Raw genomic sequence first — 19832 nt, 5'->3', positions numbered from 1 at the left:
ATGCTTTTAAAACAGCATCGGTTTTTATATAAACAGTAATTACTGACAGATTCTATTTGAGAACCTAATTTAAGGGAACAAACCTGACAGCTTTTCCACCTCCTGCAGCCAGTTTTATATTAAATATAGTGTTGCTATCCACCTCCATTTCTGAAATGGCAACCGGTTCAGGGTTGGTTTCCCAATCAGCACCTTCACCGTCGGCGTAAATTTGAGCCAGATAGGTACGCCCCTCATCAAGAAAGGACAACTGATAGTTGAACTCACGAGCCTTCTCGTTGGTCACACTGCCAAGATACCACTCCTCGCTGTGTCTGTCGCGACGCACTTTCGTGATATGCCCACCTATTTCTGCATCTATAACCTGGGTATCATACCAGTCAACAGGCACATCAAGCAAAAACTGGAAAGCCGGATGTCCGTCATAATTCTCAGGTAAGTCGGCCAGCATCTGAATGGGGGAATGAATCAGAACATAAAGAGCCAACTGCTTTGCAACAGTAGTATGCACTCTGCGTCCTTCGCGATACTTAATCATCACATCAAAAATACCGGGGGTATAGTCAATAGGCCCTGCCAAAGCTCTGGTGAACGGAAAAATGGTATAATGGTTTGGGGGGTTACCTTCACTCCATGCATTATATTCCTGCCCGCGAATCCCCTCTGCTGTCATTATATTTGGATAAGTTCTTCTTAACCCGGTGGGTTTAATTGGTTCATGAAAATTAATAGCCAGTTGATATTCGTGTGCTTTCTGAACAACATAAGCATAATAGTTTACACCAAACTGACCATGATGCCACTCCTTCATATTTAATCGGGTACCAACCTGTCCAATCTTGATGTCATTAATCCCATGATCCTTGTATAACTGAAAACCTTCATCTATTTGTTCCAAATAATTGATAAGATTTGATCCGGTTTCGTGATATCCAACAATTTTAACTCCTCTTTCATTACCATAGTTTACAACTTCCGTAAGATCAAATCCGGGAACAGTTTCAGTAAATACAAACTCATGCATGGCATCCAGATACCACTCCATAGTCCATCCGGGGTTCCAACCTTCAATCAACAAACGAGGAATCCCATGCTTGGAAGCAAAATCGATATAGTATTTGGCATTCTCGGTTGTGGCGCCATGAATTGGCCCCAGCCAAAATGTTCTTTTACCAATATGCAGCGACCACCAAATTCCCATATATTTATTGGGTTCAATATATGATAAATCATCAAGTTTGTTAGGTTCATTCAGATTCAACACCATGTAGTTTGTGATAAGATCTCCTGGCTTTTCTGCAAGCTGTATGGTTCTCCACGGAGTTTGCATGGGTGATTGGGTTTTCACTTTTGTTCCATCAGCCCAGGGAACCAGATCAGTTTTCAACCTGTTATTTCCTAACGGAGCTACGGTATAACTGGCATAATCGACCAATGCAGCTTCATGAAGAGAGATATACATTCCATCATTGGTTTGAAACGTAACAGGTGTATGTACCGTATCCATTCTGCTGATGGGAGTTTCTTCATATAGATACTCATATCTGTGCTCCTGATACGCACCTATCCACCATGCTTTGTGATCGCCGGTCATGGCAAATTCAGTCAACTCATCCATGATCACAAATTCACCTATATGTTCCTGCTCAGGTATGATGTAGCGAAAAGCTACTCCATTATCGAACACCCTGAAGACAATGCTCATCATCCTCTCTTCGCCCCCATCTTCCTGAATATCTATCCATAGTTCGTTGTGATGATCACGAATAAACTGCTTCTCACCCCATACCTGCTCCCAAACTTCATCATGAGATGATAAACGTGCATCTACGATTTTAAAATTATCTTTAAGCGGAGCCTGATCTCTAAGTATAAATCCCATAGCAGATGGCTCAATGGCTTTTCGACCATTATATATTACGCTGTAAAAAGGTTCTCCATCAACCAATTCGAACTTAACCTGCACATTTCGATCGGGTGATGAAACGGTTGCTACATCTTTGTCACTACAAGCATTCAGCAACAACCCCATAAAAAATGAAATAAAAAAGAGTCTCTTCATAATAATATATTCAAATTAACATTAGCATTCCAAACGGAATACAAATTAACAAATATATCTGAATTCTGACAGGGGAAGAATGTATTACAGTTATGGATAAAATGTAATGTTTGCTCGTGAAACTGGGGTGCAAATGTCTACAAAACCGGCAATTTATATGGGAAAGATGATTCCCTAACGTGGTATGATACTACGAACTTTTATTCATGGTTAAGAACAGAGATAAGACTATATATAAAGGAATAATAAATGCAAAAGCGCCAACTCCGGTAAATATAATAGCCATCAATGAAAGTGCCATAAGAAGGAAACGGGGCTCATTTCCTTTCCATTTAAAATGAGAAAACTTAAGTGAAAACATAGGAATTTCGCTCACTAAAAGTGCAGAAAAAACAAATACAATAAAAATCACCACCCATGGATTTGTAAGCTGGAGCCAAGCCCCTTCCCGTATTACGATGAGATACGCCAGAGAAACTGCAAACATCCCCGTTGCTGTGGTAGTTAATCCCAAAAAGGTATCGCTCTGTCGGTCATCGTTGTTAAATTTCGCCAAACGAAGAGCGGCAAAAACTGCCAAAACAAAAGGTGCAAGCACCATCAACATTTGCAGAAAAGGGAGAGAAAGAAATGCCCCACCCCAGGTGCCTGTGTAATGAAAATGAATCAATGACGAGAAAACGGCAGCAGGAGCGACTCCAAAACTTATCAGATCAGCAAGCGAATCCAGATCTTTCCCAATGTCACTGTAGGCATTGAGCATTCTGGCTGCAAATCCATCCATAAAATCAAGCAGTGCCGCAGCTAAAATACACCAAGCTGTTAAATCCGGCCTACCTACAACTGCAAGATAGATGCCTACCGTTCCTAATAAAAGATTCAAACTTGTTATTGTGTTTGGAATATGCTGTTTTAGCTTCATAGCTTCATCAAATTAAAAAGATCATGAAACGAATCCGATTTCAAAACATTCAGATTCATTCTGTACACACAGAATGAATTGTGACAAAGCTAATGCATAAAATCTAAATATTAGAAATCATTACAAAAAAAATGGCTTGTTACAGGACTGCGTCAACTTGACTTAAACTTGAAAAAATTGACGGCATCCTTCAGGCTTTCTGCCTGCGATGCTAGTTCTTCGGAACTTGAAGCCAATTCCTCTGACGAAGCAGAGTTTTGGTTGGTCACATTCACCATCGATTGCACAGCAGCATTGATCATATCGGCTCCAGTTCTTTGTTCTCCACTGGATGCGGAAATCTCTTTAACCAAAATTGCTGTTTGCTGAAACTCGGGAATCAGTTTTTCAAGTAATTCCCAGGCATGTTTAGCCACAGCCAGACTATTCTTGCTTAACTGCGAAATGTCATTGGCGGCACGTTGGGTATTTTCTGACAGCTTTTTAACCTCACCGGCTACCACACTGAATCCTCTTCCGGCATCGCCGGCTCGTGCGGCTTCAACCGCAGCATTAAGCGCAAGCAAATTTGTTTGGGTACTTATTTCCTTAATAATGGTAATTCGGGAGGTAATTTGCTCCATGGCCTCCAGAGTTTCCTTAAATGCATCGGTTAATTGTGCCATACTCTGCTCAGACTCATTTACAACAGAATCGGCCTTATTTGCATTATCGGTGTTCTGCATTATACTCGAAACCATCTCTTCCATTGAAGTCCCAATCTCCTCGGTTGAAGCAGCCTGTTCCGATGCCCCATCTGCAATTATTTGGGAGGCACTACTCATTTGTTGAGAAGCAACTACCACATTGGACGCTCCTTCGGAAATTTCCATTACAATCTGCTGCAACTTTTTGATCATATTTGCCAAAGAACGTGACAAATCTCCCACCTCATCATTCAATCTTGACTCCACCTCAACTGAGAGGTTTCCTCCGGCAACCTCCCTGGTTTTATTTGATAAATCTGATATTGGATTGGAAATTTTCAAACCTGCATAATAGGCAAAACCCAATCCCAAAAGCACAAATATCAATGCGATTAAGACTACCCAAACGATGGTTCTTGTCAAGTCCTCCTGACGTTGAACCCGAATGGTTTGAACCGCTTCTTCAATATCGTCATAATAAAGACCGGTACCTATGACCCAGCCAAAAGGTTCAAACAGTAAAGAGTATCCTCTTTTAGGCAATGCCTCAGTCTCTCCTAATTTTGGAAACCAATACTCGGCAAATCCCCCTCCGGAAATCCCTGCGTTTAAGATATCTCTTATAAATTCATTCCCATGGGAATCAACCAGATCAATTCTGTTAAAACCTTCCACCCCTGTACTTCCCGGCAATACAACATTGGTTCCATCTTTGGTGTCGGCCCAGAAGTATCCCTCTTCACCAAATCTCAATTCTCTTAAAACATCAGCTGCTAAACGAGTTCCTTCTTCATATCCAAGCTCTCCTGAAACAATTTTATCATTAAAGCCCTTCAACATTGAAACAGCAGTTTCCACCTCACTAATTAATAATAGGTCGAGGTTATCCATCAATCTAACCTCGAGATCTTCTATTTGACGCACTCCATTTCGGTAAGTAATGTATGAAAATGTTGTTGTAATTAGTGCCGCTAAAACAAACATTGCTACACCGGTGAAAAACGCAATTTTGTTTTTCAGCTTTGAAAAGAACACTTTGATCATTGTTATGATTATGATTTTAATGGAATGGTTGACTAATAATTAATAACAAGCATACTTACGAGAAGTGAAAAAAGAGGTTTCACATTTAACTTAATTATAACTTTTTTAAAAAATCGACTGTATGAGGAATTATAAATATGAAGCCTAAAACATTAAATCACCAACACTTTGATCACTATTCTTTACTTTGAGCTATAAATTAAAGCCAAGTTAATTGAAATTATTGGGAATAAATAGAACTTTTTAACTTCCCAATACGTATAAAAAGTTCAATTTAAACCTTACTAAAACATTGTATTATGCAAGTAAAATGGACGCCGGATTTATCTGTTTCAAACGAAGGATTGGATAAAGAACACCAAAAATGGATAGAAATCCTGAACAACTTTTACCAGGGAATTCTGGATGGTAGTCCTAAAGAGAAACTTGAACAACTTGTTCTTGCTATGCTTGATTACACTAAATATCACTTTGCAAGTGAAGAAGAGTTTATGAAATCGGTAAACTATCCTGATTTGAAAGAACATCAGGAAATACATGCATTCTATGTTGAAAAAATTACCGGCTTTTATGAAAAAATAAAGGAAGGGAAACTGATACTCTCCCTTGAGGTTACCAATTTCCTAAAAACATGGCTCATCAACCACATAAAAGGAACCGATCAGCAATATGCAAGATATGTGGATGGCCAGTAGCCATCCATAAACATTTGATTTTAGCCAGACATTTTTTATTTTCACATTCTTGAACCAATTAAGTATCTAATTAATTTAACCTAAGAAGTATTCAAACAATGATAAAATGGAATGACAATTTCAGTGTCAACAACCAATCAATTGACCAGGAACATCAATCACTTTTTAAGGCACTGAACGATTTCTATGAAGGCTTAAGTAATAAAGCTTCTAATGAAAATATGAGTCGATTGATTGAAAACCTAATCAACTACACAAAGACTCACTTTGCCAATGAAGAAGAATTTATGTTATCCATTAACTATCCCAGAATAGATGAACACATAAAAGAACATCGCGAATTCATTACCAAAACTGAAGACTTTTACACCAAGTTTAAGAGTGGTAAGTTGCTGGTATCATTTGAAGTCACCAACTTTATAAAAGATTGGATTACCCAACACATCATGACAGAAGATCAGCAATATGCTGCCTTTGCGGAAAAACAGATATAACCTGAAAATGTCTCTTGTTTATGGTTGAATGAAAAGATAAAACACAGATTGAGAATGACAAAAACAGGGGTTGCCATAATTGGCAACCCCTGTTTTTATATCAACAGTACCGGAATAATTATTTCCGGACTTCAAGTAACAAATTAAGTATGTCAACAGCAGCTTTGGCAACGGAAGTTCCGGGGCCAAATATTCCTACAACACCCGCATCATAAAGATATTGGTAATCCTGACTTGGAATAACACCACCGGCGATGACCATGATGTCTTCGCGGCCTAGCTTTTTAAGTTCCTCAATAACCTGAGGCACCAAAGTTTTATGTCCGGCAGCAAGTGAAGAAACTCCCATCACATGAACATCATTCTCCACAGCCTGCTTGGCAGCTTCGGCCGGAGTCTGGAACAATGGCCCCATGTCCACATCAAAACCGATATCGGCATAACCGGTTGCTACAACTTTGGCTCCGCGGTCGTGGCCGTCTTGCCCCATTTTTGCCACCATAATACGTGGCTGGCGACCTTCTATTTCAGCAAACTTGCGCGCCAACTCCTGAGCTTGAGCAAAGTCATTGTCATCGCCTGCCTCTGAAGAGTAAACTCCATGTATTGAACGTATCACAGCTTTATATCTTCCTACTATGGTTTCACATGCATAAGAAATCTCACCCAATGAAGCGCGTTTTTGAGCAGCATCCACTGCCAGTTCCAACAGGTTACCTTTTCCTGTCTCCACGCACTTGGTAATGGCTTTAAGTGCAGCTTGAACTTCGTCTTCATTTCTATCAGCCCTTAACTTCTGAAGGCGCTCAATCTGAGACTTACGAACTGCAGTGTTATCAATATCAAGAATATCAATGGGATCTTCTTTCTCTAGACGGAACCGGTTGGTTCCTACAATGACCTGCTTTCCACTGTCAATTTTCGCTTGTGTACGTGCGGCGGCTTCTTCAATGCGCATTTTTGGTAATCCGGTCTCAATGGCTTTAGCCATTCCGCCCATCTCTTCAACTTCCTGAATCAGCGTCCATGCTTTTTCGGCCAATTCGTTGGTTAGCGATTCTACATAGTATGAACCGGCCCATGGATCAATGGCGCGACAAATTTGTGTCTCCTCCTGGATGAACAACTGGGTGTTACGTGCAATACGTGCAGAGAAATCGGTTGGCAAGGCGATGGCTTCGTCCAACGCATTGGTGTGCAACGACTGTGTGTGACCTAAGGCCGCAGCCATGGCCTCAATACAAGTCCTTCCAACGTTGTTGTAAGGATCCTGCTCTGTTAGCGACCATCCTGAAGTTTGAGAGTGAGTTCTCAAAGCCAGAGATTTTGGATTTTTGGGATCGAATTGCTTTACAATTTTTGCCCACAACATACGAGCGGCACGCATTTTGGCGATTTCCATGAAGTGGTTCATCCCTACAGCCCAAAAGAAGGACAGACGTGGTGCAAAAGCATCCACACTCAAACCTGCATCAACTCCGGTACGAAGGTATTCCAGTCCATCTGCCAGCGTATATGCCAACTCAATGTCGGCCGTAGCTCCCGCTTCCTGCATGTGGTATCCCGAGATGGAGATGCTGTTGAATTTAGGCATATACTTGGAAGTATATTCAAAGATGTCAGCAATCACTTTCATTGAGAACTCCGGTGGGTAAATATAGGTATTACGCACCATAAACTCCTTCAAGATATCGTTCTGAATGGTTCCTGAAAGATCCTCCAGCTTACAACCCTGCTCTAGTCCGGCAACGATGTAAAAAGCCATAACCGGCAATACTGCACCATTCATGGTCATTGACACCGACATTTTATCCAACGGAATACCGTCAAAGAGCACCTTCATGTCCAGGATGGAGTCGATGGCAACTCCTGCTTTACCCACATCACCTACCACACGTTCGTGATCAGAATCGTAACCACGGTGAGTAGCCAGGTCAAAGGCTACCGATAAACCCTTCTGTCCGGCAGCCAGGTTTCTGCGATAAAAGGCGTTAGACTCTTCGGCTGTTGAAAATCCTGCATACTGACGGATGGTCCAGGGACGCATGGCATACATACCGGAGTAAGGTCCGCGAAGGAAAGGAGGCAGTCCGGCAGCATAATTCAGATGCTCCATTCCGGCCAAGTCTTCCTTGGTATAAGCACGTTTCACGGGAATACGCTCAGGGGTTACCCAGTCTTTTTTAATCCCGTTTTTTTGAGCCCATTCGGCAGCATTGGCTCCGCATGGCTCTTTTTGAAATGATATTTTTGAAAAATCCGGCTTCATTTTATTATTTTTTAACGCAAAGACACAGAGTCGCAAAGATTTTGATATTTTGTCTAAAAATTATTCACTTTTCGGTAGATTCCCTTCTGAAGTACCGGAACGTTGAAATTAATTAATAAACCCAAACGTTTCCCGGCTAATTTCAGATATGTGACCAACTGAACCTCGTGAACAGGATGAATCTCTTCAACTGCCTTTAGTTCTATTATTATCTCTTTCTCTATTAAAAAATCAAGAAAAAAATTTTTGCCCAATACTTCACCTTTATATATTAAAGGCAACCCGACTTGTTCTTCAACAAGAAGACCTTTATTCCGCAGCTCTTTTGCGAGACACTCTGCATAAACAGATTCAAGTAATCCCGGACCCAATTCTTTGTGAACTTCAATGGCTCCGCCAATTATTTGAGATGAAATATGGTTTAGATGATCCCTTTGCATATTCTCCTAAAAAAGCTCTGCGCTTTAGCGTCTCTGCGTTTAGAAATTAGATATTTAATAGTTTATTGAACTCTTTCAAAGTTTCGAGCACGTTGCTGCGAACATTAATAAAATGTTCAATGCCTATGGCTTTAAGGTCATCCATACATGCGGGTGCACCGGCAACAACGAACTGTGCCTTTCCGCCCAGCTTTTCAAAAGCAAGAGGTGCAGCGTCAATGTATTCATCATCGGAGGAGCAAAGCACCACGATGTCGGCATTGGCTTTTAATGCTGCCTCTACGCCATCTTCAACGGTAGAAAACCCTAAATTATCGATGATTTCATAACCGGCGCAGCCAAAGAAGTTGCCCGAAAACTGTGAGCGAGCCAAACGCATGGCCAGATTTCCGTAGGTCAACATAAAGACTTTTGGTCTTTTGGCTGCTTGTTCGGTGGCAAAACGCAATGATTCGAACTCTTCGGCGTTACGGAACAGGTTAATTGGCTTAATTTCATCGCCTTCTGCGGTATTTTTATTAAATACTGCTGCATCGATTGCTTCGGCTACTTTTTCTGATGTGTTGGGGTACTGGTTAGTACCAACCATAACAGATCTTCTTTGAGCCAATGTTTTGCGTTGTAAATCTGCCGCTTCTTCAATCTGATTTTGAATAAAGCCATCCTTCAAAGCAGCCAGGTATCCTCCTTTAGCTTCAACTTCAAGGAAAAGTTTCCACGCCTCTTTTGCAATGCTGTCGGTAAGTGCTTCAATATAGTAACTTCCGGCAGAGGGGTCGGTTATCATGCTGAAATATGATTCCTCCTTGAGCAGTAATTGCTGATTGCGTGCAATTCTTTCACTGATCTCACCTGGTGTTCTGAAAATCTTATCAAAAGGTTGAACAGTGAGAGAGTGACATCCGCCAATGGAAGCCGACATGGCTTCGGTTTGAGTACGAAGCATGTTCACATAAGGATCATAAACGGTTTTGTTAAACTCGGATGTTTCGGAATGAACCACCATTTTACAAACATCGTTGCCCGATGGTTTGTATTCTTTAACGATGGTTGACCATAATAAACGAGCTGCACGAAGTTTTGCTATCTCCATAAAGTAATTTGAGCCAACACTCAAATTAAAACGAATGGCTTTGGCTGCATCGTTAATATTGATTCCACGATCGGTTAATTGCGACAGGTATTCATTACCCATTGATAAGGCAAAAGCCAGCTCCTGTAAGATGGTTGAACCGGCATTGCCAAAATAACGACCATTTACACTAATGGTTTGAAAGGCTGGAAAATCCTTTGCTTCATTAACCACTTCAGCAACATGCACCATTGTTTTTTCAATAGTCTCACAGGATTTTCCTGAAATGGTGAGTTGGCCAACCGGGTCAAAATTGATAGATCCTGAAACCATACCAAGTTCACGGTTTTGAGACCGGAACTCAGCCACCACCAACTGAAGCAATTTCTTGTTTCCATGACGGGTACTGAAGTTGATTTCCACTTCGTTCGACACCAAATTGTTCAGAAGTTGTGCCACGCTCTCTTTTGAAATCAGATTTTCATCCTCAAAAATGAATCCCAGAGAGTTAACACCTTTGGTCAGCAAATTCAGGGCTTTTTCGTTGGCTGTTTTAGCGTCCTTCACCACAATGTCCTGACGAATCAGCCATTTATTGGTGTTCTTGGTTCCCCTCACATAGGGAAATTCTCCGGGAAGCGAACTGAGGTAACTGAATTTATCCAGATCCTCTTCACGGTAGAAAGGTTGCACACTAAAACCCTCGTTGGTTTTCCAAACGAGTTTTTTCTCAAAGTCAGCACCTTTGAGATCCGCTGTTATCTTATCCATCCACTCCTGTGTTGAAACAGGGGGGAAATCTGCAAACAGCGGTTGATTTGATTTATCTGCCATAATGTAACTGTTTTATAATGCGAGTTTACAGGCCGCAAAAGTACTGCTTTTGTTCCAGATTCGAAAGAATTAATAAAGTGTTTAAAAGCAGTCAATCAGATTAGACGAAAAAACTAACCAGTAGAGTGAGAGCAAGACCTGAAACGGCTATGATGGTTTCCATTACAGTCCAGGATTGGAGTGTTTGTTTTTCGTCCAATCCAAGATATTTACCAACCAACCAAAAGCCACTGTCGTTTACATGAGATAATATGGTTGCTCCTGAACTGATAGCCAAAACGATAAGAGCTCTGTGCATTTCGCTCAAATCGAAGGCAACCAATAGAGGAGCCATGATTCCGGCTGCCGTAATCATAGCAACCGTTGCAGAGCCTTGCGTAACCCTTACTAAGGCAGCAAGAGCCCAGGCAAGAAGAACAGGAGGCCATGCAGATTTTGCCAAAGCACCTGCTAGAACATCACCTATGCCACTGTCAACCAGAACCTCTTTCAATGCCCCTCCTGCCCCTGTTACCAGAATAATAATTCCGGCCGGACCTAATGCTTTGGTACTTAAATCCAAAATTTCCTTTTTTTTAAACCCACGTCGAATACCCAGAAAATATATGGCAACCAGCGTGGCAATGATTAAGGCAGAAAAAGGATGCCCTACAAACATCAACAGATTCGGGAATACCCCTTTTCCAATCACTTCCCTTGTCACCATTACATTTGTAATGGTGGCCAACAAAATTAATATGAGTGGGATCAGTATAATCCAGATAATCTGACCGAAAGGAGGCAGTTTCTCTTCAGAAGTGTTGGCTTCCTCAAAAAAATCCGGCGGAGCAACCATTATCTTCTTACTGATGTATCTCCCAAAAACAGGACCGGCAAGAATCGCCACAGGAATTCCGAGTAAAAAACCAAACAAAATGACATATCCTAATTGTGCATTAATAATTTCAGCCACTGCTACCGGACCTGGAGTGGGAGGAATAAAGGAATGAGTCACGGCAAGTCCGGCCAACAAAGGAATTCCATAATAAAGCAAAGAGAGTTTGGTATCCCGCGCTAAAGCATATACAATGGGAATTAGGATGATAAAACCAACATCGAAAAACACCGGAATTCCAATAAAAAACCCGGAAAGCACCATAGCATATGGTGCTTTTTTATGACCAAACTTTTTCACCAGATATCTGGCAAGCGCCTCAGCCCCTCCAGAGCTTTCCAACATCTGGCCGAAAATAGCCCCCAACCCCACAACAGTTGCTACGAAACCAAGAGTCCCTCCCATGCCCTTCTGAATGCTGTCAAGGACTGTTTGAAAAGGCATTCCACTTGCGATGCCAACAAACATGGCAGTTATTATCAATGCTATAAAAGCATTGATCTTAAGTCTTAATACCAATAAAAGCAACAGGACTACTGCTGCAACCACAACCAATGCAAGAAAAATTCCGGACATAGGCAAAAGGTTTTATCTGAATATCGACCTGCGTTCTGGAGGATTACGCCGAAGCTGCTCTCTTTGCCATGATCTGTAACGGTCGGCAAACCGGGCTCTGAAATTTTCATCCGGCGTAGGAGCCGGCGACAAAGAGAGAAGCCCTTCGGGATTTATTAAATAATAGGCAGGGACTGCCATGATATTGTAATCAAACAACACAGCTGGGGCAGAGGCAAAGTGTAAAAACGTCCAATCATAAGATGGATGCCGATCTAAAAACCTTGTCATTGCTTCAAAATCCTCATCTACAATAATGGTAACAACGTGTAATTGTTCGTGAAAAACCTCCTGAATTCGAACCAACGACTGCATGTCTCTTAAAGCAGAGAAGTTTGCGGTATGCATAAAATTCAAATAGACAAACGTCCCGCTAAAATCTTCCAGACTTTTATAGTTACCATCTCTATCCAACAAAGTAAATTCTGGAGCCCGGGTTCCGGCACGAAGCATTGAAAGCTTTCTATTAAACTGACGAGCCATCTCCCGGGTTTCGGGTGCTGATGCTGTTTGAACAGCATCAGAGGTTATGGTTAACACGGTTTCAGGTGCTAAATTTTCCTGATAAAAAGCTTCGTAAAGAGAATATAGCAACATCACTTCCGCAAATTCACGATTTTTAAAGATTGTGTCCTGAACAGCAATGTCTGTAATCGTATTAAAACTTTCCCTACGGGAAATGCTTCGCAATATTGGTTGTTGAACCTCTTCTGCAAGATTGTTTGGAAAAAAACCTTTAAACACATCATTAAATACCTCCCAATACACTGGCAAATGATATTCAACAGCATGATTTGACATGTAGCGATGAATCAACGACCTGTTTTGTCGTCGAACAGTCATGTGCCATAATTTCATATAATTAAGCTGCTTATGGCGATTAAAAACAGGATGATCAAAGGTAAACCTCTCCTCCAGCATCTCTTCAATTTCAGTTGCTCTGGCAACGTTTCCATTCACAAACAGATCGGTTGCATATCGGCTGAAATTAAACTCAAACATGGCATCAAACTCAACAATATTTCTGTTCAACGCACGTGCTTCTTCGTTTGCAATTCCGAGCAATACCTCTTCCGGCTGGAAAAATGGATTTAATCTTTCAGCTTGATTTTTAGGTTCAAACGGAGGAAAAACCAATTGATAGCTCAAACCGGGTTCCAGATAAATGGACGCTCTGTATCTGCCCAAGTCAACGAATGCGTGAAGGGTTTCATTCAGAGGAAAAGTAAAGTAAAACTCGCCATCGTCATCAATGGCTAGCGTCACCAAAGGTTCTGTTTGAGGAATTATAAAATTTGAATAACGCTCAAAAACGAGATTAAATCCGGCATACTCAGGATTCTTCCCAAAAAATCGAACTTCACCAGTGTTGGTTTGTCCAAAAACGGCACCATTTATACCCAAAAGAACAAGACAGAATATATAAACCCTCATTTAAACTTGTTTATGATTTATTTAAATTATAACTACCATTGTTCAAATGACGAAGCAAACTTCCGGCCATTTTTTCAAAATTTAACCTTCCCAGCTCTGATATCCTGAATCATTCGATAAGTTATTACAGGAATAAACTTTGATGCATCACCATTGTGTTTAAGAATGTCTCTAACAATAGATGAATTTACTGGCGTGTGTTCCGGCGTGGTTAATAAAAACACGGAATCAATTCCGGTCATCAGTTTATTAACCTGGGCAATGGCACGCTCATATTCAAAATCGGCAGCAGTTCTGATGCCGCGCAATATAAAATCGGCCTGTTTTTCGTCAGCAAACTCCACGGTAAGATTCTCATATCTTTCCACTAATATACGTGGCTCGTCCTCAAACTGAGCTTTAATGAACGCCACGCGTTCATCAATCGAAAAATAGTAGCTCTTTGTGGCATTGTAACCAACCGCTATAATTATCTTATCAAAAAGCTTTAACCCACGACGAACGATGTTCTCGTGACCAACCGTAAAGGGATCAAATGATCCGGGGAAAATTGCTATTCTTTCCATTCAAACATAGATTTATTGAAAAGGTAAAATTTGGAAAAATAAGTTGAAACAGCAAACCTTTAATTCTTGATTAACGTTGAAATTTAATAATCACTAACTTTAACTGCAAAAATAAAATTTAAAGCAACCATTTGTAGTGTCTGCATCATTTTAAACAAATGAGTTATTGATACTTTTAATAACTGAGAATTAAAGAGTATTTTTAAAACCTGTAAAAAACACGGCTTCTCTTTTCCAGCTATTTGTAATAAACAAAGAAAAATGATATTTAAGAAAAAAAAAACGATCACATTTACTCAATTCATCTTTAATCACAATCTCTTACGCAAAAGCCTCCTAGCTGCTTTCATTTTTGCATCGGCATTTTTTTTCTTTAACCTATCAGCTCAGCATATACGGATAAATGAAGTCATGGCTTCAAACTCTTCAACCATTTCCGATGAGGATGGTTCATTTGAAGATTGGATTGAGATTATTAACATCGGTGATCAAACCATTAACCTGAAAGGCTATGGCCTTTCAGATGATTATAACGATATTCGAATGTGGATTTTCCCCGACTACCTCATAGAACCAGGGGAAAAGCTTATTGTTTGGGCATCAGGCAAAGACCGGAAGCCCATAAAAGGAGCGATGAACAATGGAATAAAAAGACGTTTTTACGACAATATACCGGGAAACCTGATAAGTGATTTGACGAACCATTCAGACTTCTCGGATAATCCAACACTAAGCCATATAATTACAAGCTATTTTGAATCACCAATAAACATTGGAGACAATTATGGTCAACATATGTTTACTTGGATCAAGCCACCACAAACCGGAGAGTATCGTTTTTGGATTTCCGGTGATGACAACTCGGAACTACATCTCAGTATTGATGCATCAAAAGGGAACACATCTCTCATAGCCAGCGTTCCGGATTGGACAAATCCACGGCAATGGGATAAATATCCGTCTCAGACCTCTCTGCCGGTATATCTGGAAGAAGGGAAGCTCTATTACCTCTCTGCTTTAATGAAAGAAGCACAGGGTGGAGATCATCTGTCAGTTCGCTGGAGAATGCCCGATGGAACCATTGACGAACCTATCAATGCACAATACTGCTATGTTCCAGGGGGCTTTTTGCATACGAACTTTAAAATTGATGCCAGCGGCGAGGAGATCGTACTTACGAACCCTCAGGGTTTTATCATTGATCAGGTGCCACCAACACCTATTCCATCCGACATATCGTATGGCCGATATCCGGATGGAAGCGGACTCTGGTATTATTTTGAGAATCCAACACCCGGAAATGCAAACCCGGACAACTACGTGTCCGGGTTATCAGCCAAGCCAGCCATCTCTCCCAGTGGAGGAATTTATAAAGAGAATATTATAGTAAGTTTATCCTCAAATGAGGGAGCAACCATCCGTTATACCACAAATGGGAGCGAACCTACCACCGAGAGTCCGGTTTATGAAAATCCCATCACCATTTCTCAAACCACACAGTTAAGAGCTGCTGCTTTCGAGGAGGCAAAACTGAGAAGTGAAACAGTTTCAGCAAACTTTTCGATTACTCATAAGAGTCTGGAAGGGTTCAGTTCCAACTTACCTGTAATGACCATTTTTGGATATAATACCCCGATTACACCCGGAAGCAGAACGCCAGCTTACATGGTCATAACCAATAATGAAAACGAAGGAAGAAATGAAATTACTGATATTCCTGAATTTCAAAGTAGAATCATCATCAACAAAAGGGGATCAAGTTCTTTAAGTTTCCCAAAAAACAATTACGGTTTTCATATCCAGGAAGAAGATGGTAGCAACCGTAAGGTTTCTCTTCTGGGACTACCGGAAGAACACAACTGGGTTTTGCATGGCCCCTACTCCGACAAGACATTGATGCGCAATGCTTTTTCTTACGGTTTAAGCAATGAAATTGGACAATACTCTCCATACACCAGGTTTGTTGAGCTTTTCATTCACACAGGAACAGGTACGCTTAACGAACTACACTATCACGGTGTTTACCTGCTGACACAACGCATAAAAGTTGCACCGGGAAATGTAAACATTCAGGATCTGAAACCATGGCATAATAACCATCCGGAAATTACCGGCGGATACATATTTAAAAATGACCGCTTAAACCCGGGAGAATCGGGGTTTTACACCAACCGCAACAGCCATTTCGCATTTGTAAGACCTGATGAAGCAACCATTACCCCGCAACAAAAAGATTATCTTGTTGGGTACATTGACTCTTTGGAAACAGCATTGTTTGGTAACGATTTCAAGGATCCGAAAGTTGGATATCGCGCCTTTCTGGATGTTCCCTCATTCATTGATATGCATCTGATAACTGAAGTCACCAAAGAGATTGACGGATATAGACTAAGCACCTTTTTCACTAAAGAGAGAGGAGAAAAAATTAAATCGGGTCCTCTATGGGATTTCAATTTATCTCTTGGAAATGCAAATTATAATGAAGGATGGAGTCCCGAAGGCTGGTATGGCAATCTGCTTAATCAGGAACAATATCTTAAAGGCTGGTATACCCGACTATTCGAGGATGAGGAGTTTAGAAGAAAGTACAATAAAAGATACCGGAGTTTAAGAACCGGTAAGTTTTCCAACGCCTTTCTAAAAAACAAGATACTGAGCTATTACGATCTACTTGGCGAGGCACAAGTCCGAAACTTTGACCGGTGGAGAATTCTTGGAAGATATATCTGGCCCAACTGGTTTATAGGAAATACATACGAAGAAGAAGTGTTCTGGATGATTGACTGGTTGGAAAAAAGATTGGAATGGATCGATACTCAATTGGGGGAGCCATTTTCTGTGATTCATTACTGGAACTTTAACAATGAGAACAACCTGCTTTTTCCCTCATACACAATCGGAGAAGGTTCGGTGTACTTTCTACCCGGTGATTTAGGCGAAATAACTTCTGATACAGGACAAGGATTTGCCGCTATTAATGCTAAAGATAATGATCCGGCAGGATCACATCTGCGAATCAACAACCCATTGGGCTCTGCAATCGTATTCAACCTTCCATCAACGGGATATCAGGATTTGCTTTTTGCATATGAAACAAGAAGGTCCGGGAGTGGTGCAAACCGACAATACCTCTCATATACTACAGATGGAATTGAGTTTATCCCTTTTGATACAATAAATGTAACAGATGTTCCGGTATACCATGGTTTTGATCTGGCTCTGCTTCCAGAAACTGACAACAATGAGAACCTAGCCATCAAAATCTCAATGGATTTTGATGAATCTGATTTTGGAGGAACCACAGGAAACAACAGAATTGACAATGTCTCTCTTGAAGGAGAACCTTTTGATGGCACTGTTCAGCCACCTATAAAATTCAAATATTTCAGGGATCCGTTAAAACTGATTGAGAACTCGGGACAATATATAATAGACTTGTCTGATTTTTTCAGCCAACCTCAAGGTCTGCCTCTGACCTACTCGGTCGAAATCAGTAACGAAAATGTTCTTGAATATGATTTAACCAATTCCAGATTAACAATAAACCCAGTAAACAGGGGTGGAACAACGATTCTAATTTCAGCTTCAGATGGACAGAACCCCCCAATTGAGCACTCTTTTTACACCATTGTTTATCCTGAAGCTGTAGATCCTGACAACACTGAATTCAACTTCAATTATTGGGATGCGAACGCTCCTGAAGGAACATTCCCTAACCATATAATATTTATGCAGAGCGATACGGACGACCCTGTACCTTCGACTAAATTTCAGAGGGTATATCATATTCCAGAACAGGAATTTTCCTCTGGTGATCAAAACAACATAGGTTTTCCATACAGAAATGAAAGCAGAACCCGGATCAATGGACTTGGAGAAAATGGGATATCTTTTATAAATACTGGTAGAGGACGGGATTTGGGAGCATTAGTGCTTGCCATTAACACACAAAATTCCGACAATATCGTTTTAAACTGGAGTGCTTCAACACTCAGAGCCAATTCGAGAGCCTACAGAATAAGGCTTCAATATCGGACTGAAATTGGCGCAGAGTGGAAAAACTGGAAAGACATCCATGGTAACAAAAAAGAATATTACCGTTCTTTTGCTGAAAACGAAATAGAGACATTCGAAAACATCGTATTTCCTAAGGAGTTATTAAATAAAGACTATGTACAGCTGAGGTGGCTCTTTTATCACACAGGAGAAAGGGTTGATCCAACCAGTGGGGCACGTGACATGCTTGCCATTCATTCCATTAACATATCCGGTCCAACCGGCATTCCCGGTGATTATGATGAGAGCAATCTTTCTGAATTAAGAGTATATCCAAACCCTGTAAATGAAACTTTTATTAACTTTAGTGAACGAACGACAGGCCGTATTTTTAACATGGCGGGAGTTGAAGTCGGACGGATGTTCAACAAAAACGTAGCAAGGGTGGGACATCTTCCGGGAGGAATATATATCTATCAGGAAGTCAACACCGGACGGATGGTAAAATTCATCATTCAATAGAATTGATCTTTATATGAAACGAGTTCCGAGGCTTCGGGAGAAATTGAAACATAAATTATATGAAAAAAAACTTGTTATTCTTAGCACTAATGCTTCTTATTTCTATCCATACAATGGCACAACAAGCACTTTGGGGTGGATCTGAAATTGTTTCACCGGAAATAAACGATGACAATTCCGTCACTTTCCGTTTGCATGCTCCCCATGCAAATCAGGTTCAACTTACAGGCGACTGGATCCCTTCAGAAGGTTGGAATCCGAGACTTGTTGAGATGAAAAAAACTGAAGATGGCTTATGGATTTATACCACCAAGCCATTGGAGTCCAATCTTTATGGCTACTCCTTTTTTGTTGATAAAATGAGAATGAACGATCCATCCAATGTATACCTTATAAGGGATGTGGCAACCTTAACCAACGTTTTTATAATAAGTGGTGGTCAAGGAGATTATTATAAAGTCAATGATGTTCCTCACGGAACCGTCACACGCCAATGGTATCATTCGCCGGGAAATGAAAAGAACCGTCGTATCACCGTTTACACTCCTCCCGGATATGAATCCAGTGGTAAAGATTACCCAGTGTTATATCTTTTGCACGGAATGGGAGGTGACGAGGAGGCTTGGATGGCACTGGGACGCACCTCCCAAATCCTGGATAATCTAATAGCTCAGCGGAAAGCTGAACCAATGATTGTTGTGATGCCAAACGGAAATGTTTATCAGGAAGCTGCTCCGGGAGAATCCAGCCTTGGCTTTGTTAAACCAACCATGCAACTTCCTAACACCATGGATGGTAAAATGGAAGAGACTTTTATGGATGTTATCAACTTTGTTGAAAGCAACTACCGGGTAAAACAATCCTCCGGAGCAAGAGCCATTGCCGGTTTATCTATGGGAGGATTCCATTCCCTTCATATTTCACGCTATTACCCAAATACTTTTCATTACATTGCGTTGTTTTCTGGTGCTGTTTTTCCTGCAGAAGATGCCACTTCTCCCGTATACAAAAACTTTGAAGAGACTCTTATGAATCAAAAAGATAACGGATACCAGCTTTACTGGATAGCCATGGGGAAGACTGACTTTCTTTACGAACAGTGTGTTGAGTTGAGAAAAATAATGGACAGAATTAACATGCCATACACTTATCGTGAAAGCGAGGGAGGACATACATGGGATAACTGGCGTTTATATTTAACTGAATTTGTTCCGATGTTGTTTAAATAAAAAATAGAAGATATGCGGAAAAGATGACCATTGGTCATTTCTCTGTCAAAAGTAAATAAAAACACCCCGTGAAATTCA

At 40.8% G+C, this 19832-nt stretch carries 13 protein-coding genes; 4 read left to right on the top strand and 9 right to left on the bottom strand.

The features are described 5' to 3' along the window. Window positions 1-64: 64 nt before the first annotated feature. The 3 genes from B5X70_RS01540 to B5X70_RS01530 form a co-directional block, all read right to left on the bottom strand. The gene (locus B5X70_RS01540; RefSeq protein WP_079556086.1) at window positions 65-2062 is read right to left on the bottom strand and encodes a glycoside hydrolase family 97 protein; all 1998 of its coding nucleotides are present in this window, start codon (window positions 2060-2062) and stop codon (window positions 65-67) included. A gap of 190 nt (window positions 2063-2252) precedes the next feature. Further along, window positions 2253-2984, bottom strand: a complete 732-nt coding sequence (locus tag B5X70_RS01535; RefSeq protein ID WP_079556085.1) for a CDP-alcohol phosphatidyltransferase family protein — start codon at window positions 2982-2984, stop codon at window positions 2253-2255. Between the two features lie 152 nt (window positions 2985-3136). Continuing rightward, window positions 3137-4714, bottom strand: a complete 1578-nt coding sequence (locus tag B5X70_RS01530) for a methyl-accepting chemotaxis protein (protein WP_079556084.1) — start codon at window positions 4712-4714, stop codon at window positions 3137-3139. A 299-nt stretch (window positions 4715-5013) separates the two neighbouring features. On the opposite strand from B5X70_RS01530, the gene B5X70_RS01525 reads away from it, so the two are divergent. Continuing rightward, entirely contained in the window at window positions 5014-5409 is a 396-nt protein-coding gene (locus B5X70_RS01525; RefSeq protein WP_079556083.1) for a bacteriohemerythrin, read from the top strand. Between the two features lie 98 nt (window positions 5410-5507). Beyond that, window positions 5508-5903 (top strand): bacteriohemerythrin, encoded by a 396-nt coding sequence (locus tag B5X70_RS01520; RefSeq protein ID WP_079556082.1) that lies wholly within the window; start codon window positions 5508-5510, stop codon window positions 5901-5903. Between the two features lie 118 nt (window positions 5904-6021). Here B5X70_RS01520 and scpA read toward each other — a convergent pair whose 3' ends face one another. The 6 genes from scpA to coaD form a co-directional block, all read right to left on the bottom strand. Beyond that, the gene (scpA, locus tag B5X70_RS01515; protein WP_079556081.1) at window positions 6022-8172 is read right to left on the bottom strand and encodes a methylmalonyl-CoA mutase; all 2151 of its coding nucleotides are present in this window, start codon (window positions 8170-8172) and stop codon (window positions 6022-6024) included. Window positions 8173-8225: 53 nt separating this feature from the next. Next, on the bottom strand, window positions 8226-8612 hold the full coding sequence (locus B5X70_RS01510; RefSeq protein ID WP_079556080.1) for a GxxExxY protein: 387 nt from the start codon (window positions 8610-8612) through the stop codon (window positions 8226-8228). Between the two features lie 46 nt (window positions 8613-8658). Then, the gene (locus B5X70_RS01505; protein WP_079556079.1) at window positions 8659-10518 is read right to left on the bottom strand and encodes a methylmalonyl-CoA mutase family protein; all 1860 of its coding nucleotides are present in this window, start codon (window positions 10516-10518) and stop codon (window positions 8659-8661) included. A gap of 100 nt (window positions 10519-10618) precedes the next feature. After that, window positions 10619-11968 (bottom strand): GntP family permease, encoded by a 1350-nt coding sequence (locus B5X70_RS01500; protein ID WP_079556078.1) that lies wholly within the window; start codon window positions 11966-11968, stop codon window positions 10619-10621. A gap of 12 nt (window positions 11969-11980) precedes the next feature. Next, entirely contained in the window at window positions 11981-13441 is a 1461-nt protein-coding gene (locus B5X70_RS01495; protein WP_079556077.1) for a TlpA family protein disulfide reductase, read from the bottom strand. Between the two features lie 74 nt (window positions 13442-13515). Continuing rightward, window positions 13516-14007 (bottom strand): pantetheine-phosphate adenylyltransferase, encoded by a 492-nt coding sequence (gene coaD, locus B5X70_RS01490; protein ID WP_079556076.1) that lies wholly within the window; start codon window positions 14005-14007, stop codon window positions 13516-13518. 261 nt (window positions 14008-14268) lie between these two features. Here coaD and B5X70_RS01485 point away from each other — a divergent pair, with 261 nt between their 5' ends. Beyond that, window positions 14269-18525 carry a CotH kinase family protein gene (locus B5X70_RS01485; protein ID WP_079556075.1) on the top strand — a complete coding sequence of 1419 codons (4257 nt, stop codon included), beginning with the start codon at window positions 14269-14271 and terminating at the stop codon, window positions 18523-18525. A 59-nt stretch (window positions 18526-18584) separates the two neighbouring features. Further along, window positions 18585-19754 (top strand): esterase, encoded by a 1170-nt coding sequence (locus tag B5X70_RS01480; protein WP_079556074.1) that lies wholly within the window; start codon window positions 18585-18587, stop codon window positions 19752-19754. Window positions 19755-19832 lie beyond the last annotated feature (78 nt).

The organism is Alkalitalea saponilacus, from assembly GCF_900168165.1.
GTDB lineage: Bacteria > Bacteroidota > Bacteroidia > Bacteroidales > Marinilabiliaceae > Natronoflexus > Natronoflexus saponilacus.
This window is presented reverse-complemented; position numbering and strand designations above follow the sequence as displayed.